General features: G+C 44.0%; 15 protein-coding genes. 5 read left to right on the top strand and 10 right to left on the bottom strand.

What is annotated here, in order from left to right:
- Positions 1-553: 553 nt before the first annotated feature.
- On the bottom strand, positions 554-1768 hold the full coding sequence (locus JMX03_RS12715) for an IS256 family transposase (protein WP_201597200.1): 1215 nt from the start codon (positions 1766-1768) through the stop codon (positions 554-556).
- A 72-nt stretch (positions 1769-1840) separates the two neighbouring features.
- A complete protein-coding gene (locus tag JMX03_RS12710; RefSeq protein ID WP_201597198.1) occupies positions 1841-2893 on the bottom strand; it encodes a peptidoglycan bridge formation glycyltransferase FemA/FemB family protein in 1053 nt (350 codons plus the stop codon).
- 601 nt (positions 2894-3494) lie between these two features.
- Between JMX03_RS12710 and JMX03_RS12705 the strand changes: the two genes are divergently transcribed.
- Positions 3495-3764, top strand: a complete 270-nt coding sequence (locus tag JMX03_RS12705; RefSeq protein WP_201573543.1) for a type B 50S ribosomal protein L31 — start codon at positions 3495-3497, stop codon at positions 3762-3764.
- A gap of 183 nt (positions 3765-3947) precedes the next feature.
- On the opposite strand, the gene JMX03_RS12700 is transcribed toward JMX03_RS12705, so the two are convergent.
- The 6 genes from JMX03_RS12700 to JMX03_RS12675 all read right to left on the bottom strand — a co-directional run bounded on the left by JMX03_RS12700 (position 3948) and on the right by JMX03_RS12675 (position 9762).
- On the bottom strand, positions 3948-4805 hold the full coding sequence (locus JMX03_RS12700) for an SGNH/GDSL hydrolase family protein (RefSeq protein WP_201597191.1): 858 nt from the start codon (positions 4803-4805) through the stop codon (positions 3948-3950).
- A complete protein-coding gene (locus tag JMX03_RS12695) occupies positions 4799-6196 on the bottom strand; it encodes a nicotinate phosphoribosyltransferase (RefSeq protein ID WP_201597189.1) in 1398 nt (465 codons plus the stop codon). The genes JMX03_RS12700 and JMX03_RS12695 overlap by 7 nt, the downstream gene beginning before the upstream one ends.
- 32 nt (positions 6197-6228) lie before the next feature.
- On the bottom strand, positions 6229-7287 hold the full coding sequence (locus tag JMX03_RS12690) for a bifunctional nicotinamide-nucleotide adenylyltransferase/Nudix hydroxylase (RefSeq protein WP_201597187.1): 1059 nt from the start codon (positions 7285-7287) through the stop codon (positions 6229-6231).
- 178 nt (positions 7288-7465) lie between these two features.
- Complete coding sequence (locus JMX03_RS12685; protein WP_201597184.1) at positions 7466-8116, bottom strand: dual specificity protein phosphatase family protein; 651 nt, start codon at positions 8114-8116, stop codon at positions 7466-7468.
- 83 nt (positions 8117-8199) lie between these two features.
- Positions 8200-9180, bottom strand: a complete 981-nt coding sequence (locus JMX03_RS12680; protein WP_201597177.1) for an alpha/beta fold hydrolase — start codon at positions 9178-9180, stop codon at positions 8200-8202.
- Between the two features lie 234 nt (positions 9181-9414).
- A complete protein-coding gene (locus JMX03_RS12675) occupies positions 9415-9762 on the bottom strand; it encodes a carboxymuconolactone decarboxylase family protein (protein ID WP_201573563.1) in 348 nt (115 codons plus the stop codon).
- A 455-nt stretch (positions 9763-10217) separates the two neighbouring features.
- Here JMX03_RS12675 and nfuA point away from each other — a divergent pair, with 455 nt between their 5' ends.
- Together nfuA and JMX03_RS12665 are read left to right on the top strand one after the other, a co-directional pair.
- Positions 10218-10901, top strand: a complete 684-nt coding sequence (gene nfuA, locus JMX03_RS12670) for a Fe-S biogenesis protein NfuA (protein WP_201573570.1) — start codon at positions 10218-10220, stop codon at positions 10899-10901.
- 195 nt (positions 10902-11096) lie between these two features.
- Complete coding sequence (locus JMX03_RS12665; RefSeq protein ID WP_201597172.1) at positions 11097-12395, top strand: O-acetylhomoserine aminocarboxypropyltransferase/cysteine synthase family protein; 1299 nt, start codon at positions 11097-11099, stop codon at positions 12393-12395.
- A 155-nt stretch (positions 12396-12550) separates the two neighbouring features.
- Here JMX03_RS12665 and JMX03_RS12660 read toward each other — a convergent pair whose 3' ends face one another.
- Both JMX03_RS12660 and rsmI read right to left on the bottom strand, forming a co-directional pair.
- On the bottom strand, positions 12551-13570 hold the full coding sequence (locus tag JMX03_RS12660) for an adenosine kinase (protein WP_201573581.1): 1020 nt from the start codon (positions 13568-13570) through the stop codon (positions 12551-12553).
- A gap of 57 nt (positions 13571-13627) precedes the next feature.
- Positions 13628-14578 (bottom strand): 16S rRNA (cytidine(1402)-2'-O)-methyltransferase, encoded by a 951-nt coding sequence (gene rsmI / locus JMX03_RS12655; RefSeq protein ID WP_406947749.1) that lies wholly within the window; start codon positions 14576-14578, stop codon positions 13628-13630.
- A gap of 189 nt (positions 14579-14767) precedes the next feature.
- Between rsmI and JMX03_RS12650 the strand changes: the two genes are divergently transcribed.
- Together JMX03_RS12650 and JMX03_RS12645 are read left to right on the top strand one after the other, a co-directional pair.
- A complete protein-coding gene (locus JMX03_RS12650; protein WP_201597162.1) occupies positions 14768-15268 on the top strand; it encodes a YraN family protein in 501 nt (166 codons plus the stop codon).
- A 160-nt stretch (positions 15269-15428) separates the two neighbouring features.
- The gene (locus JMX03_RS12645) at positions 15429-16310 is read left to right on the top strand and encodes a BON domain-containing protein (protein WP_201597160.1); all 882 of its coding nucleotides are present in this window, start codon (positions 15429-15431) and stop codon (positions 16308-16310) included.
- Positions 16311-16504 lie beyond the last annotated feature (194 nt).

Here is a 16504-nt window from a genome sequence, read left to right as displayed (position 1 = left end):
TATCCTTGCCAGATTATTGTTTTCTGTCTTTGAATTGCTATATCTGTAGTCTTGATATGTGACTGATGGTACCTGAGTTCAAGAGGCGTTTTGAATGGTTGAAGTTATATTCTGGATTATGGAAGAGGGTCGCTGTTCTATTGCGCTATTTTACAAAACACTGTAAATGGCCTTATGCTAGATATGTAAATAGATATATGAGTTTTGTCGGAAGATAACAGTTAAAGGTATGAAGACTAAGTATGCGCGGGTGAGGGTAAAAGGTGATAAGAGTGGTCTACTGTGATTTAAAAAAGCTATTATCTTATGCTAAAGTAATACCAAGCCCAAAAAGTACGATTAACTTTGTCAAACTTGCTAAGTCTACTAGGAGTAGTACTTGCAAAAGTTTTCCGCTTACTCTAACTTTTGGGAATGGTATAAATAAGCCACGGCTGATATCTAAAGCAGCCATGGCTTATATTGATTATTCCGACATGTACTTTGATACATACTCAGACATCAGTTATATTTAGCTATGAAGAGCCCATCCCAGATTCTGTGTAACTGCCCTTTAGATTAAATGCTTACTAATACGGTCATCAAACATAATCATAAAGCGATTCAAAGCAGACGTCCAGTTACGGATTGGCATCGACCACTTTTTGGATGCCTGCTGAGTTGCTAAGTACACCACCTTGAATGCTGCCTGATCGGAGGGAAACACCTTACGCTTATTCATCGCTGTCCGAATTACGCTGTTTAGCGACTCTATCGCATTGGTGGTGTAAATGACTTTTCTGATGTCTTTAGGGTACTCAAAGAACACCGTTAAGCCCTCCCAGTTATTGCGCCACGACTTAACTACGTGCGGGTATTGTGTACCCCAAGTCTCATCGAACCTCTCAAGGTTAGCTTGTGCAAGCTCTATAGTATTAGCATCGTAGATGGCTTTTAAATCAGCGGCTACCGCCCTTTTATCCGTCCACGGTACGAACTTCATTGAATAGCGCACCATATGCACGATACACAGCTGAACCTTGGCTTTGGGGTAAACGGTGTTGATGGCATCAGGAAAGCCCTTTAGACCGTCAACACAAGCGATTAAGATGTCTTGTACCCCACGGTTTTGTAGCTCAGTGAGAACGCCTAGCCAGAACTTAGCGCCTTCATTCTCTGAGAGCCACATGCCAAGCAGCTCTTTTTTACCATCAAGTCCCACACCCAGCGCCAAATAGATCGCCTTGTTGATGATCTGCTTGTCTTGACGTATCTTCACAACGATGCAGTCCAAATAGACGATAGGATAAACACTACTCAGCGGCCGGTTCTGCCAAGCGGTGATGTCCTCTAATATGTTGTCCGTGACTCTTGAAACCAAGCTGCTTGAAATGTCGACATCGTAGAGCTCTTTGATACTCTCTACAATCTCGGTGGTGGTTTGACCTTTGGCGTAAAGGAATATGATTTTATCGTCGAGACCTGAGATACGGGTTTGATGCTTACGCACTAAGGCAGGTTCAAAAGCGCCATCACGGTCTCTTGGGGTGGATATCTCAAGATCGCCTGTGTCACTGCGGACGGTCTTTTTAGTGTGCCCGTTGCGCTTATTAGGTTTATCCGCCTTCTCATGTTTGGGATAGCCAAGATGGTCTTCCATCTCGGCTTCAAGAGCGGTGTCGATAAACGACTGCATGAGCTGCTTCTGAAAGTCTTTGATGTCATCGAAGCTGTTCATACTACCAGCCATTTGCTCGGCCAGTTTCTTGATATCGGATTGGTTAGTCATTGCTTATTCTCCTGTTAGGGGATTATAAGCAGTTACACACTTTTTAGGAAAGGCTCGCTATGAAACCATCTCTTAAGCATTTTCTTGAACCATTTTTTTCCTATACAATGGAAAATAATCCGAGCTTAACTCATCTTCCCCAAGCTCGATATCGGCTACTAACTCTTCGTATTTATCAGTATTAACCACCAGTCTATAGGTTTTAAAGAGTAGTTCTTGAGAGCTAAAGCCTTTTTTATACTGGTAGAGCGCGTCTAGCTTAGCGCCAACTCCACCACCTAAATGAAGTACTTTATAGTTATTTTGCCTACCCCATTCTCTAGCAATATGAGTAATCAACTTAGAGGGTTGCAAATTTCTATGGTCGTCAAGTGTACCACCTAGATGGTACTGCATAATTCCAGATTCTTCACAGGTTGTATAAAGTGAAGAAGCAATAGCAAGATCGTCTTTATAAGCAGTCACTAACAACAATCTGTCTTGAAGGCTCTTCGATAAATCATAAAAATAATCGTCGTTGAAGAAATAATATTGACCAGCGTTGACGCTTTTCATGGTTTCTTGATAAATATTTGAAAATACCATGGCACGCTCTACAGTAAACGTTTCTATTGCTGTCGTGACGCCCATCTTTAATGATTTTTTTATTCCTCTACGGTGCTGGTTTTGAGTTTCTTTCCAGTGCTCATCTTCGGATTTGGTCAAATCTGAAGCTAAGGTCAACCCATGTGTTAATGCGGTACCAACAGTGGGCAGCCAATCTTTATTAATAATGGTATGTAGTCTCATAAATAAAGAAACACAACCTTTCTGATGCAGAAAGACCCTTACATCTTCTAAGATTGTGTCTATATCGTTATTTGTTAAGGTCTTATCAAATAACGGACCACCATAGCCATAAGTAGAGGTGGCATCCCAATACTCGTTATCGATATTTCTGACTATTATTGGAAAAAGTATTTTTTTATTTTCATATTGTGCAATGATACCTTTAGGTTTTCCACCATCTATCACAGTTGCAGTATTAAGCCATGCAGATAAGTGATAGATGTCAAAGTTATAGTTTGAAACTTCTTTATCCCAGTTTTCATCTATGTCAATTAACTCGACATGTGTCTTGTTCATTCATTCAATCTCCTGTAAGGCTCTAGTAGTTGATATTTTACCTTAGAGCTTTATCTATCTAAGGTATTGATTTATAGCAACATACAGATGGTAGGTTTTATGTATTTGTTATTGCGGATATACACCATACCAACAAAAGTTAACATATTCAAGCAAATATGAATCGTGGCTGTATTTTAATTTACACTAATATTATTTTGGTAAATGAAACTCATTTTATTAAGAACAATGACTCTAATAGTGATAGGTATAAGTGCTGAGCCATATCTTTTAAAGTGGCTCACTATAGGTTTAGAGGGGATGAAAGAAAAGGGTTATTTACAGGCTCGAAAATAAAAACACGCTTTAGGTACTTCACTTCAGGTTATATTGATTTTAACGATAACTTACGCTACATTTACTTGCACCAACCGCTAAAAACCGTTAAAATCGCTCTTTAATTTTCCCGCTGGGGAAGGCTAAGCGAGCAGATGTATGGTGTTGGATGCTGGAATAAGCCAGTGATGCAATTGCCAGACTTGTAGATGTCCTTAGTGCCTCAGTTACGTATGCAGTAGTTGATCATATAGACCGTGCATACATCGGACATAGAGAGCATATTATGCGTAAAGATATTCACCCTGATTACCAAGAAGTTTTATTCCACGACACCAACGCTGACGTGTTTTTCTTAACGCGTTCAACGGCTAAGACAAAAGCAACTCGTGAGTATGAAGGTAAAGAATACCCATACTACCCACTTGATATTTCAAGTGCTTCGCATCCATTCTACACGGGCGAGCAGCGTAAAACGTCTACTGAAGGCCGTGTTGCTAGCTTTAACAAGCGCTTTGGTGCATTTGGTGGCCGTGCGAAAAAGTCTGCTGAATAATATTTACTTAACGCCCGAGCTTATTTTGCTCAAGCGTTGGTATACAAGCAGTTGCAAGACAATAAAAAAAACCGCTGATTATTCAGCGGTTTTTTTGCTTTAACTTTTAGCAGAATCTTTAGAATCTCTGTTCTCAACGTTTGGTTGGCTTACAACCATCTATGCTCAGTGAGAATTGTCTTTTTAGCATCTAGCCTTTAGTAATTGTGAAATCAGCTCTGATAATTGCTGCGCCCAAAAACGATACGTTAAGCTGCTAGGATGAAAGCCGTCGCTAGCAAACATCGCTTTCGCCTCAATCGGTACACCATTAGAGTGCTCTTGCGCCAGTCGTTCAAAATCGGCTGGCATGTAGTGTACGTCATTATGGGCCGCGCATACTTGCTGTAGTATTTGATCAAGTCTGTCTGATTTGGCACCGACAAAACCATTTAATGGTTTAGGCAAGGCTGGCATCCGCGCCATTGGCGGAAGACTAGAGAAAATCAGCTCGCGCACACCAAATTTGCGCTTGGCAATGGCAATGATCTGTTCGAGCTGCTGTTGCCATTTGCCTTCTGAAACGTTTGCTGTAGTGTCATTAGCGCCAACGCTCAGTACCATCACATCCACTGGCTGGCTAGGAGTGGGGAGGATATAAAGCCTGCGTAGGATATCAAAGCTAGTGTGTCCAGTCGTCGCCTGCAGTGTCCATATAATTTCATCAAAGTGAGCCGTGATAAAAGGCTGCTGCTGCAAAGCAGGTATCAGCCTGCCAGCCAATGCTTCTTGTTGCGTCAAAGTGCCGACGCCTGCCGCAGCAGAGTCACCAACGATCATTAGGCTGAGCGTTTGCTTTGTCGCGTCTGAATGTGCAGCGGCTGATTTTGCAGAGCTGTGACCCTCATCGAGATTAGGGGTTAGCTTAATATGCCCTGCGCGCTCGACATCTGGCTCTGGAAGGCGAACAGTATCGCGTTTCACTTTGTGACCTTGATTCAGGTAGAGTGGTGCTAGTAGCACATCCTTCGCAGCGGCTTTTATTTTGGAATTGTTTACCATCCTGTGCGCTTCCGTATAGTGGTGAGGGTGTCTTCTATCAATAGGGTGCCGTCGACATAAACGTCACGTAATAGGTTGTCTTGTTTGCTTGACAGCTCATCTTCTTTGATAGTTTGTAGCTGACCATTGCTGTCTTTAATAAGCGCCAAGCGGCCTTTTTTTGAGCGCTTCGACTGACTGGTGATGGGGTCTTTATAAATATCTTGCCAAGTGCCAGCGATACAGATAGCGCTGGCTTTCATCGCCCAGCTCATGGTATCTCGATTGACCTGTTGTAGTAGACCACCGCCCATACCAAAGGTGACGTTGTCGGCGCTAAAGCCAGCATTCATAACGGCATCGAGTATCTTACCAAGGCTTTGCGGATTGATGCCATCGCCTTGAATTAAGCGTACATAATCAGGTAATACCTTGTAGCCTTTACTATTGGTGGTTGCGCCAAACTTCACAGCGAGCCTTGTAAGTGCTTCGCATACGACCTTAGCAGGATCACCACTGTCAGGACGTATCACCAATGTACCGCCCATATTTTCGACGTTGTCTTTGAGCGTGTCGCCCCAGATATTATCAATGGCGTTCCATAAGTCATAGCTGTCCGACACCACAGCGACTAGATTGCCTTCACCGCCAAACTGCTCAAGCATGTTAGCATAAGCCTGTGTTTCGCGCTCACGGCCCCATGCGGTCATGGTGCTGTGCTCCGCTGCAGGGATAGAGAATGCTGGCATGTCTTTGTCCATGCCATACCAGCGGCTGGCAGCAACCAAAGCTGTCATGCTATCAGTGCCGGAGAAGTTGACTAAATTCGCCAAGCTGCCTAGCGCAATGGTCTCCATACTTGAGCCACCACGGGCGCCAAAATCATGGAGCTTAAATGGTAATCCATCGGTACTATCGGCAGATTTTTCTAATGCTGATTTGATCACGTTTTTGCAAAAATAAGACAAGCTTGCGACGGTAGAAGGATACCAAATAGCACGCAGGAGAGCGGTTTCGAGGTAACTCGGCAGCCAATAAAACTCAGGGTCGGTATTAACAATCTGGCAGACAACGTTGGACACTGGCACGATACTGCCCTCAGGCACGGCCTGAATACGAATCGGTAGTCGGCCGTCGTGCTTTTCGACCAAACGCTCCCAGCCGCTACGATTAAACGGCAGGCCATGGGCAGTAATGACCATTTCGGCTTCATTGATATCAGCCGTGGTAATCGGTGCTTGCAGATACTCCTTGATAAAAGCCTGCAAGCCAAAGAACACCACGTCGTGATCACCTTTACGGGCTTCGACGTAGCTAGACATATACTGGCTATCAGGTGGATATTGTAGCCAGTGTGAGGTTTTATAGCTGTCTGAATTTAAAATAAGGTTGTTAAAGTTACTGCTATACATCGCATAAACCCTCTTCTTTGAATGATAATAACCTACAACCCAACCATTTTGATAATAATCGCATAATGATCTTCAAACATCATCTTGGCGTCAAGCTCGGCCAGCGGCAACCAAAATGCCTTCAATGCATCATCACCACCATGTACCTCTGGTAAGCCTTTTGGGTCATTTTTTAAATGAAAAAAATACGTTTGGGTAATGGTACGACCACGAGCCGAGCGGTATGGATCATCAAAGGTATGTTGACTATGGCGAGAACGACGTAACGCCAATTCGGAAACTTGCAAATGAGTCTCTTCACGAAGCTCTCGAATACAGGCATCAAACAAGTTTTCTTTTTGGTCAACGAACCCACCAGGTAATGCCCAAAGCCCACGCCCTGGTAGATTACGCCGCTCTACGAGCAGTATATGTCCCGACTGTACAACCACTGCATCGGTGGTCATAAATATCGGTGGATAAGGTGCAGACTCCCACTGTTTTTTGTAGTCATGAATAAAGCATGCTTCTTCATGCAGTCGCTGATATTCAGGTGTTTTTTTGAAGTCGCTCAATACTTGATGAGTGGATTCAGGGGTATATAGCCAAGGTGACACACCCATGAGGTAGCCCTCACGAATAGGCGTTGACGATAGGTTTTTATAATTGGGTACCGACAGGGATTTCCAGTTTGGAAATAGTGACAGATAGTACGATGAGTTGTCTTTGGAGTGTCCGATTAAGCCAATATCAGCGTCTAGATCACCAGTGACTGATTTTACCCCAGCTTGGACGTATTGCAGCCAACGCGTATCGTTATATAACGCATCGTCCAGCCCGACGCAATGAATACGCGCTGCTTCATCAGCTGAAAAAGCGCCTTTGATCATTGCCGTACGTTCAGTGACCGAAAAAGGGTTGCGCAAGCTGCGTGGCAAGTTGGCCGAACCTATGAGCATAATGACTTCATCAGCACATTCTAGAGCTTGCTCAATCACGGCCTTATGCCCAAAGTGAAACGGCTGAAAACGGCCGATAAATACCAAATAACGATATTGCTTAGTACTCTGTTGGTTTTTTTTGTTTGTACTTTGTGCAGTTAACTCACTCATAAACGCAAACTCCTTGCGACATCATTACCAATTTTTTATTCTTAAAGATTCAATGATGCCAATACTGACACAGCTGTTTAGTCGCTGACAAGTCTAAATATCACTAGTGATACATAATGGTACGAATACCATGGCACTGCTGATTTTTGCATGTACTACACGCCCTGGTAAGCATCATCTATAGCTGTGCACGAACGGCAGCCACCGTTGTAGGATTGAGTATTTTTTCAAGATTTATCCAAATGGGATGATAGCCAAATCCACCAGCAGTCATTTCGCGCTTAGCCTCTTCAATCGACCAGCCATGTTCAATGATTCGATACATAGCGACGATTAGCCCCGTTCGATCAGCGCCATGATAACAATGTACCAACACCCGTTTATTCTGCGCTTGTAATGCTTTTATTTGAGTGAGTATCTGCGCCACCTCTTGTGGAGTCACGTACCATGATTTGAGAGGCTGATTGTATAAGTCTACAGATGCATGACTTACGATATCATTTAATAGCTCATCGTTATCATTTCGACCGAAAAAACGCAGATTAATAATAGCATCGATGTCATTGTCGATAAGTAATGGGATGTCAGTGGCGCTCAACTGCTCACTTCGAAATAATGAGCCATCAACCTGATATAAGTTAGAGGCGTCATCGATTAAGATTGCCCGACTGGGTAAGGGCGCACTATTGCTGTCATATGAGGTACAAGATGTCGCTTGGCAGCCTACTAGCAGACTTATCAAGCCTATAGCGAAAGCTGATCTATAGTGCGGCTGCCAATGCCGGCTAAAAAGGTTGGCAGTAAGTGATTTGCTAGGTAGCTGATCCATGGCAGACCTTAATAATTTAAAACTTACAAAATAATCTTTTTTATAAGATTGACGGTATTTGTATAATGACCGCTGCCTGACCCTCATTTTGTATGTTTTTCGATCCAAGCGGCGACGGTTGGCCAGACCTCTTTTGCAGCATTGCGGCTGATCATGATGCGGCTGTGGCTATAGTCCTCCAAATCACCGTTGCTGATTGAGTATTCACGAAACACGCTAGCAGGGTTATCAAAGTCGTCAAAAAACAGCTGACAACCAGGGGTTGGAGAGATAAGGTTATCACCTTTGGCACTGATGGCGTAGATAGGCGTGGTAATCAAGGGCATATGCTGTCGATAGTCAAAGCTTTCGTCATGATTGAACTCTTCATCAATACTAATGATGTTACTTTTGAAATTATCACTTTGTTTGATAAAACTGCTTTGAAAGTTCTTTTGTAAGTTCCAGTCATACCACTGGTTCATTGTATAGTAGTTTTCATTGACGGGGCCAAGCTTAAGCCTTTTTGCAGGGATGTACCCAAATACTCGCGTAAATACTTTGGCTGCGAGAATCTTTACGTAATTTTGGCGACTCACTACCGCGCCATAGGCTTGGCAGGCAAACATAGTGCTACTATTAACCTTATCGATATAGCGTGGGTTTTGAACTAAGAACATGGTCAAGCCAACGCCGCCACCGCTATGGGTAACACAGTGCAAGTTATCCAGTTTCAACTCATCAAATAAATAACAGAATGTGGCTGCAAAGTCATAAGTAGCGATGGTTTCGAAGTTAAACTCATTTTTTGGTAATGGGCTATGGCCATGACCACGCCACTCCATGATATAGCAGGCATGCCCAAGCTTGGCCAAATATTCTGCGATTCTAAGACAGGTCTGTTTGTCAGAAAACGTTCCATGCGTCAGTAGTATATTCTGCCCGTTAGCAGTAAGGCAGCTAGCGGTATCACGGCTATTATGATTACTAGTATCATGGTTAAAAACGCGACTATCAAAAACTTTCCAGACAGCTACTTGCTCGCCATCTTTAGTGGTTACTAGCTTTAGACTTTCTGTAATCATAAAGATGGTCTCATTCAAACTATGAGCAGCATACTGACACTGCTTCACAATGTTAGTGTTAATTGTAGAGCAAAAGTATAGACTACACTGGCGCTAAACTCACGCCATATCCAGTTGGTATAATTCACGAGTCTAGCAGTAGCTTTGAGCAAAATTACCAGCACAAAAAAACTGCCAGTAATGATGCAATCACTGGCAGTTATGTTTTCTTTTAAGTAGAGGCTTTGCTAAAACTTAACCCTCTTTACTAAACTCTTCAAATGATGCCACTGCTTCTGCTGCATACATCATTGAAGGGCCACCGCCCATCACCACACAGACACCTAAGGTCTCAGCCACTTCTTGCTCAGTAGCACCAAGTTTGACCAATGCCTTGGTATGAAAGCCGATACAAGCATCACAGCGTGCGCCAACAGCAAGTGCTAGGGCGATTAGCTCTTTGGTTTTTTCGTCCAATACACCCTCTGCCGTTCCCGCTTTACTGAGCTGTGAGAATGCTTTGGTGGTATCAGGGATATTCTTGTGCAGCTTCATCATATTGCTTGAGACGTGTTTGGTGATGTCATTAAAAGATTTACTCATAAAAAACTCCTCAGGGAAACAAAGTTAAAAGTGATTTAATAATGCAGATTATAATATATAAAAATGTATATTAATTCAAGTTAATTGAGCGAGATAGCCCCTTTGAGTGCTCAAATCTCAGTGTCATTGGGTATGTTTTTTTGCTAAGATTTATTCCTTAAGTAAATAGAAATGATAAAAATGAGTATTATAAAAGAGCAATGAAAATACAGCTATCCAGACAAGGTTAAGAAAAATAAATAACAACCATGAGTAGCAGTCACAGTTAAATCACAGTAGCGCAGTCGGAATTAACGTACAATTACGTTATAATGGGTGTCATCACTTGATAGCCAACACCATCAGACCTATATAACTATAATCTTGCATGAATGATAACTTTCATACATCTCTCATTGACGACACGGTAGCTATGCCAGACATAGTATTCAGTGTCATAACGCATAGGAAATATTATGAGTGAACTTAACCAAGCTGATACCCAATTAGATCAGTCCGCTGATTATGAATCAGCGTTAGATACTGAGCAGACTGAAGTAAAAAGTAATATTACCATTACTGAGTCAGCTCAATCTTACCTAGCCGACTTGTTGTCCAAGCAAGGCACTGATGGTATTGGTGTCCGTATTTTCGTCGAACATCCTGGTACGCCGCGTGCTGAATGCTGCATGGCGTACAATCAGCCAGGTGAAGAGGACAGTGCTGACTTAAAATTCAGCTATGATGACTTTGATGCTTTTATTGAAGCATCCTCAGTTCCTTATCTAGAAGATGCAGTCATCGACTATAATAAGGATCGTTTCGGTGGGCAGCTGACCTTTCGTGCGCCGAACTCCAAAGTACCAAAAGTAGGGGAGGACGCCAGTCTCGAAGAGCGGATCAACTACGTATTGCAGTCTGAGATTAACCCAAGCCTAGCTGCTCATGGTGGTATGGTTGATTTACTTGAGCTGATTGAAGAAGAAGGTGTGGGCATAACCGCAGTATTGAAGTTCGGTGGTGGTTGCCAAGGCTGTTCAGCAGTAGAGATGACCTTGCGTCAAGGCGTGGAAGTACAGCTTAAGCAGCAGATACCAGAGCTGACGCAAGTGATTGATGATACTGACCATACTTACGCTGAAAATGCGTATTATAAGTAAGGTTTAAATACCAACAACAGCCGCTAAAAATCTGGTTACTTTTATTGCTTATGAATAATAGTCATTAGCTGATGAAAAAATTGATGTTTTATTCATATATAAGCTGGGTTATGATTAACCCAGCTTTTTTATGGCCAATGCTTTATTGGCGAATCAACGTATCGATAATACCAAACTTATATTAAGGAGCACTTCATGAGTAATGAGCAAGCAGAGCGCACACCGCATTTAGAGACCCTAGCGATTCACGCTGGCTACACCGTAGAGCCTACTACCAAAGCTGTGGCAGTGCCTATTTACCATACCAGTTCATATGCATTTGATGATACTCAGCATGGTGCAGACTTATTTGATCTAAAAGTCGCAGGCAACATTTATACCCGTATTATGAACCCAACCAATGCGGTACTTGAAGAACGAGTAGCGGCGCTCGAAGGCGGTATCGGCGGTCTAGCAGTCGCTTCTGGTATGGCGGCCATTACTTATGCGGTGCAGACTATCTGTGAAGCAGGCGATAACATCGTGGCAGTATCGACGCTGTATGGTGGTACTTATAACTTATTTGCTCATACCTTGCCGCGTCAAGGTCTTGAAGTGCGCTTCTTCGATCATAACAACCCTGAATCTATTCGCGACTTAATCGATGATAAGACCAAAATGGTCTTTGCAGAAAGCATCGGTAACCCTCTAGGCAATATCGTTGACATCCAAGCCCTTAGTGACATCGCTCATGAGTATGGGGTACCTGTTGTCATTGATAATACAGTGGCGACGCCTGCACTTTGCCGTCCGTTCGAGTTTGGGGCAGATATCGTGGTGCACTCATTGACCAAGTACATGAGCGGTACGGGTACTTCTATCGGCGGGGCAATTATCGATAGCGGTAACTTTGCTTGGGGCGATTATCCTGAACGTTTTCCACTCTTGAATGAGCCAGATGTGAGCTATCATGGCGTAAACTTCGTCAAAGACGTCGGCGCTGCGGCCTTTATCGCCCGTGCTCGTGTTGCGCCACTACGTAATACGGGAGCTGCTTTAAGCCCGCTGAATGCATTTAGTATTCTCCAAGGAATAGAGACACTAAGCTTACGTATGGAGCGCCATGTGCAAAATGCGCAAGCGGTGGCTGAATATCTGAAGAGTCACGATAAAGTCGCTTGGATCAAGTATGCAGGCTTAGAAGATCATCCAGACCATGCGTTGGCGCAGAAATACATGAAAGGCACGCCATCTGCTATTTTGACCTTCGGTGTCAAAGGCGGCCGTGAAGCGGGTGCACGTTTCATCGATGCGCTACAGCTCATCACCCGTTTGGTCAATATTGGCGATGCAAAGTCTCTAGCCAGCCATCCTGCGACCACTACTCACCGTCAGTTAAATGAAGAAGAGCTTGCGCAAGCTGGCGTCAGTGAAGATATGGTGCGCTTGTCGATTGGTATCGAGCATATTGACGATATCAAAGCTGACTTAGAGCAGGCGTTGGCTTCAGCTTAAGCTTTAAAAGCTGTTGGTTTAACGAAGCGATTGACTTAATCATTAACAAACGAAAAGCCCATATCATTTGATATGGGCTTTTTTATGTTCAATTTAGCTGTCTAGTCCATCTTTAAAAGACATCAATCTATGGCTAGCAGGCATTCAATAGATGTCTATGCAGTTAACACGCGGCGGGCGATATCTCTGTAGTCCTTTGACGCTAGGCGTGGGCCGAACTGCTGTACCACTTGCGAAGCAATCTCACCAGCGAGGCGTCCACATTCTGGTAAAGTATATTGCTGTGATAGGGCGTACAAAAATGCGCCCGCATAGTTGTCACCAGCACCATTAGTATCAATAACATTCGCTACGGCGGGTGTTGGCACTTGGTAAATAGCAATTTCTGCAGCATCATCTGGCTTATGAGCGATAACCGTATCATTGGCACTGTCGGTAACGACCGCAATTCGGCAGTGGTCAAGCAAGGCACGAGCAGCAGCCTTAATTTGTTTTTTATCCGTAAATAGACGAGCCTCTTCGACATTACAGAATATCACTTCGACTTTATTGCCTAACATATTGAGTAAACCGTCTTTTGCAAACCTGACGACCGCTGGATCTGCAAAGCCAACCACGATTTTGGCGCCATGAATACCCGCCTGTTGTCGCAGCTGAGTCATGGCTGGTTGAATACCTTCAGACATTGCTAGGTAGCCTTCTAAGTACAGCCAGTCTGCATGCATCAGCGCGTCAAAGTCGACATTTTCAGCCGTGATGTCACTTGAGGTGCCAAGGTAGGTCTGCATAGTGCGTTCGCCATCTTCAGTCACGGCCACCACGCATGAGCCAGTCACGCCGCCTTTATGGATAGACTTCTCAGAGGTTGCAACGCCTGCTTCATTGAGATCTTTTAGATAAAAGGCTCCCTGCTGATCATCACCGACGCGGCAGGCATAAAATGGCTTACCACCTAAGCTTGCAAAGGTATACATAGTATTAGCAGCTGAGCCGCCACCCGCTTGTTTTGATGGTGGGATTTCGGCGAGTTGGAAGTACGCCAGTAGTTGTTGCTGCTCTTCAAATGCCGCTAGATTCATATTGCCTTTGGTCAGCTCGGTTTCTTCCAAGGCGGCATCGCTCAGCACATATTCGTGGTCGACCAACGCATTACCTATTGCCATCACATCGTACATAGTTTATCTCCCCAGTTTTAATTTTAAAATAAATAGCGGTCAAATTTTATATAGCCTTTAGGCTTGCAGCTCAAGTAAGCGTTGATATAACGCGTTTTTTTTCACGCCAGTAATATCCGCTGCCAAAGAGGCCGCTTTTTTGACAGACATATCTTCTAATAGGCGCTGCAATAGCTTATCGTGAAGCCTGATATCATCATCGTCTTGCGCGGCGCTCACACCTGCAACCACCACTACCATCTCACCACGCTGCTGGTTATCGTCAGCTTTGACGAATTCTATAAGCTCTCCAAGAGTCGTTTTGTGTACCGTTTCAAAGGTTTTGGTCAGCTCACGACAATAAGCCACACTGCGATCAGCACCAAAGACTTCAGCCATGTCAGTCAAGCTGGCTAGGATGCGATGCGGTGCCTCATAAAATATCAAGGTCTCGGTGCGTGACTTTAATGCCGCCAACTGTTTTTGACGACCATGAGTCTTTGCAGGCAAAAACCCAATGAAGCTAAAACGATCCGAGGGCAGTCCAGCGACGGACAGCGCCGCGATGGCAGCTGAGGCACCGACGACAGGTGATACGCTCACACCCGCTGCGTGCGCCGCTTGCACCAACTGATAGCCAGGGTCACTGACCAGAGGCGTGCCCGCATCACTGATGAGCGCAACTGAATGCCCTTGCTGAATCATCTCAATGATTTTGGGTGTCTGAATGGCGCTGTTGTGTTCATGATATGCCCACAGTTTATTATGGCCGCGAGGTTTATTGTCTGTTGCAGTGTCGATGTTTTTAATTTGGTTGGTCGTTTGATCGACTGCTTTATTGACAGGGTTTTCGTCGTCTTTGTTGCTACTACCTTTAGTGTCAATACCAAAATGCGCCAATAATTTACCTGATGTACGTGTGTCCTCACAAGCAATGATAGCAACCTGTTTGAGGATATCAATCGCACGCGGGGTCATGTCGTTTAAATTACCAATCGGAGTAGCAACGATATACAGACAAGCCGGCATCGTGGTGGGGGTAGACATGAAAACCTCTTAGCGTTATTAATTAGGCGTTATTAAATCATCAAAGTGTTTAGAGATTAAAATGCTAAACACTTAAAAAGTTAGGGCGTATTTGCGAATGTTCAATACGCTCTAGTTTAGCATGTTGTGCTATGATAATTCTGAAATGTTAATTAGGTAAAGCCCACTGCCATGACCAATCATAGTCATAAACATCGTCCTTTGGTTATGTCGTCTCCTAAGCAGCGGCAAGGCAGTTATTTTGAGCAACAAGCCAGTCAGTTTTTGCAAGGCCATGGTTTGATATTTATTGCCAAAAACTGGCAGCAGCCAAAAGTGGGAGAGATCGACTTAGTGATGTTAGAGGTGGGGCAGGCGTGGTCAACTTTGGTGTTTATCGAAGTGCGTCAACGCCGGCGCTCAAGCTTTGGTAATGCCGCGCTGAGTGTCACCAAAACTAAGCAGCGTAAGATTATCAATACTGCCAAGTACTTTTTGCAGCAGCATCCTGAGTATGCAGATTATGAATGCCGGTTTGATGTCATTGCTTATGATCTTGCTCGTGACAGCTCCTATGCTACTGTTAAAGGTAAAAATACTGATAATAAAGGCGCGGAGAATAGCAGAAACGACATGGCTGACTCTCATCAACCCGAATGGCTGTCAGGTGCGTTTATAGCAAACGCGTGGTAGCGATGAGATTACAATCAGGGCATCCAACAAGTTACCGTTACCAAAAACCTAACCGCTGATGATAAAAATTCAGTAAAGTAGCTGTTTATGACGTTTTTCATCATAAGTATTTCAATTTAATCCAATATCCAACGAACGACTGTGCTTGATGAGGTAAAGAATGACAAGGTTGCATGCGCTTACAACAGTTTTGAAAACACCGCGTCGTATCGCGATCGGTGCTATGTTGGTAGCAGGTATGGTGAGTACAGGCTGCACCACCAACTATCTGACCAACAGTACAGAGGGAACGTATGGTGTGCCATTGACGGAACGGACCATTCCGCAGCGTCTGCTGGATCGAAGTATTGAACACACAGCAAAGATTAATATCTACGGTTTACAAGAGAACCTACAAGCCAATAGTCGCCTGGGCATCCATAGTTTTTATAGTGAAGTGTTGCTGACGGGTGAAATCCCAACGCAGGCGCTAAAAGAACAAGCAGAAAAAGTCGTCAGCTCCATGCCAGATGTGCGCCGCGTCTATAATGAGCTGAATGTTGGAGTGGCAAAAGGCTATAGCTCGACCGTGCAGGACGGTTATATTACCTCCAAGCTTTTAGCTAAGTCGATGGCAAATAGTGGTGTCAAAACCTCACAACTAAAAGCAGTGACTGACAATGGCGTGGTATACATCATGGGGCGGATGACACCCACTCAGCAAAGTCATCTGATTGATATCGCCAATAGTACAGCAGGGGTGACGGAGCTGGTATTGCTGACGACCTTGGTGAATCAAATGGGCTTGCCTATCATCAATGAGGATATCATGTTTGAGAGTAATGTCACTGAGCCTGCTAGCACACAAGCGCCTTTGGCTACGCCAGTTGTGAGAAGTGTCGCGCCAACTAACTTAGCAAATAGTAATTTAACAAACAATGACGCGCCAGCAAGCCCTAACCAAAGTCCAGAAGCTGTCAGCCCACTGCCTAATTCAGGACCCAATCAAGGAGTAAACCAAGAATCTCCAAGCCCTTATATTGACTTGTATGAGGATCAATAAAGTCGCTTGGTGTGTCTAAGGGTGGTTTTGCATACTCTTCTTACGCCATTCACAAGAATCCTAAATAGCCATAACACGAACAGCACTGGATGCTACAAGCGCTTTAGTATGATAATAATAGCTATAGAAGACATAGAATAATAAAACAGTCCAAAAGTAGTTAGCATACTGGCAGCTTTAGGCTATACATGAAT

The sequence above is a fragment of the Psychrobacter fulvigenes genome, from assembly GCF_904846155.1.
Taxonomy (GTDB): Bacteria; Pseudomonadota; Gammaproteobacteria; order Pseudomonadales; family Moraxellaceae; genus Psychrobacter; species Psychrobacter fulvigenes.
This window is presented reverse-complemented; position numbering and strand designations above follow the sequence as displayed.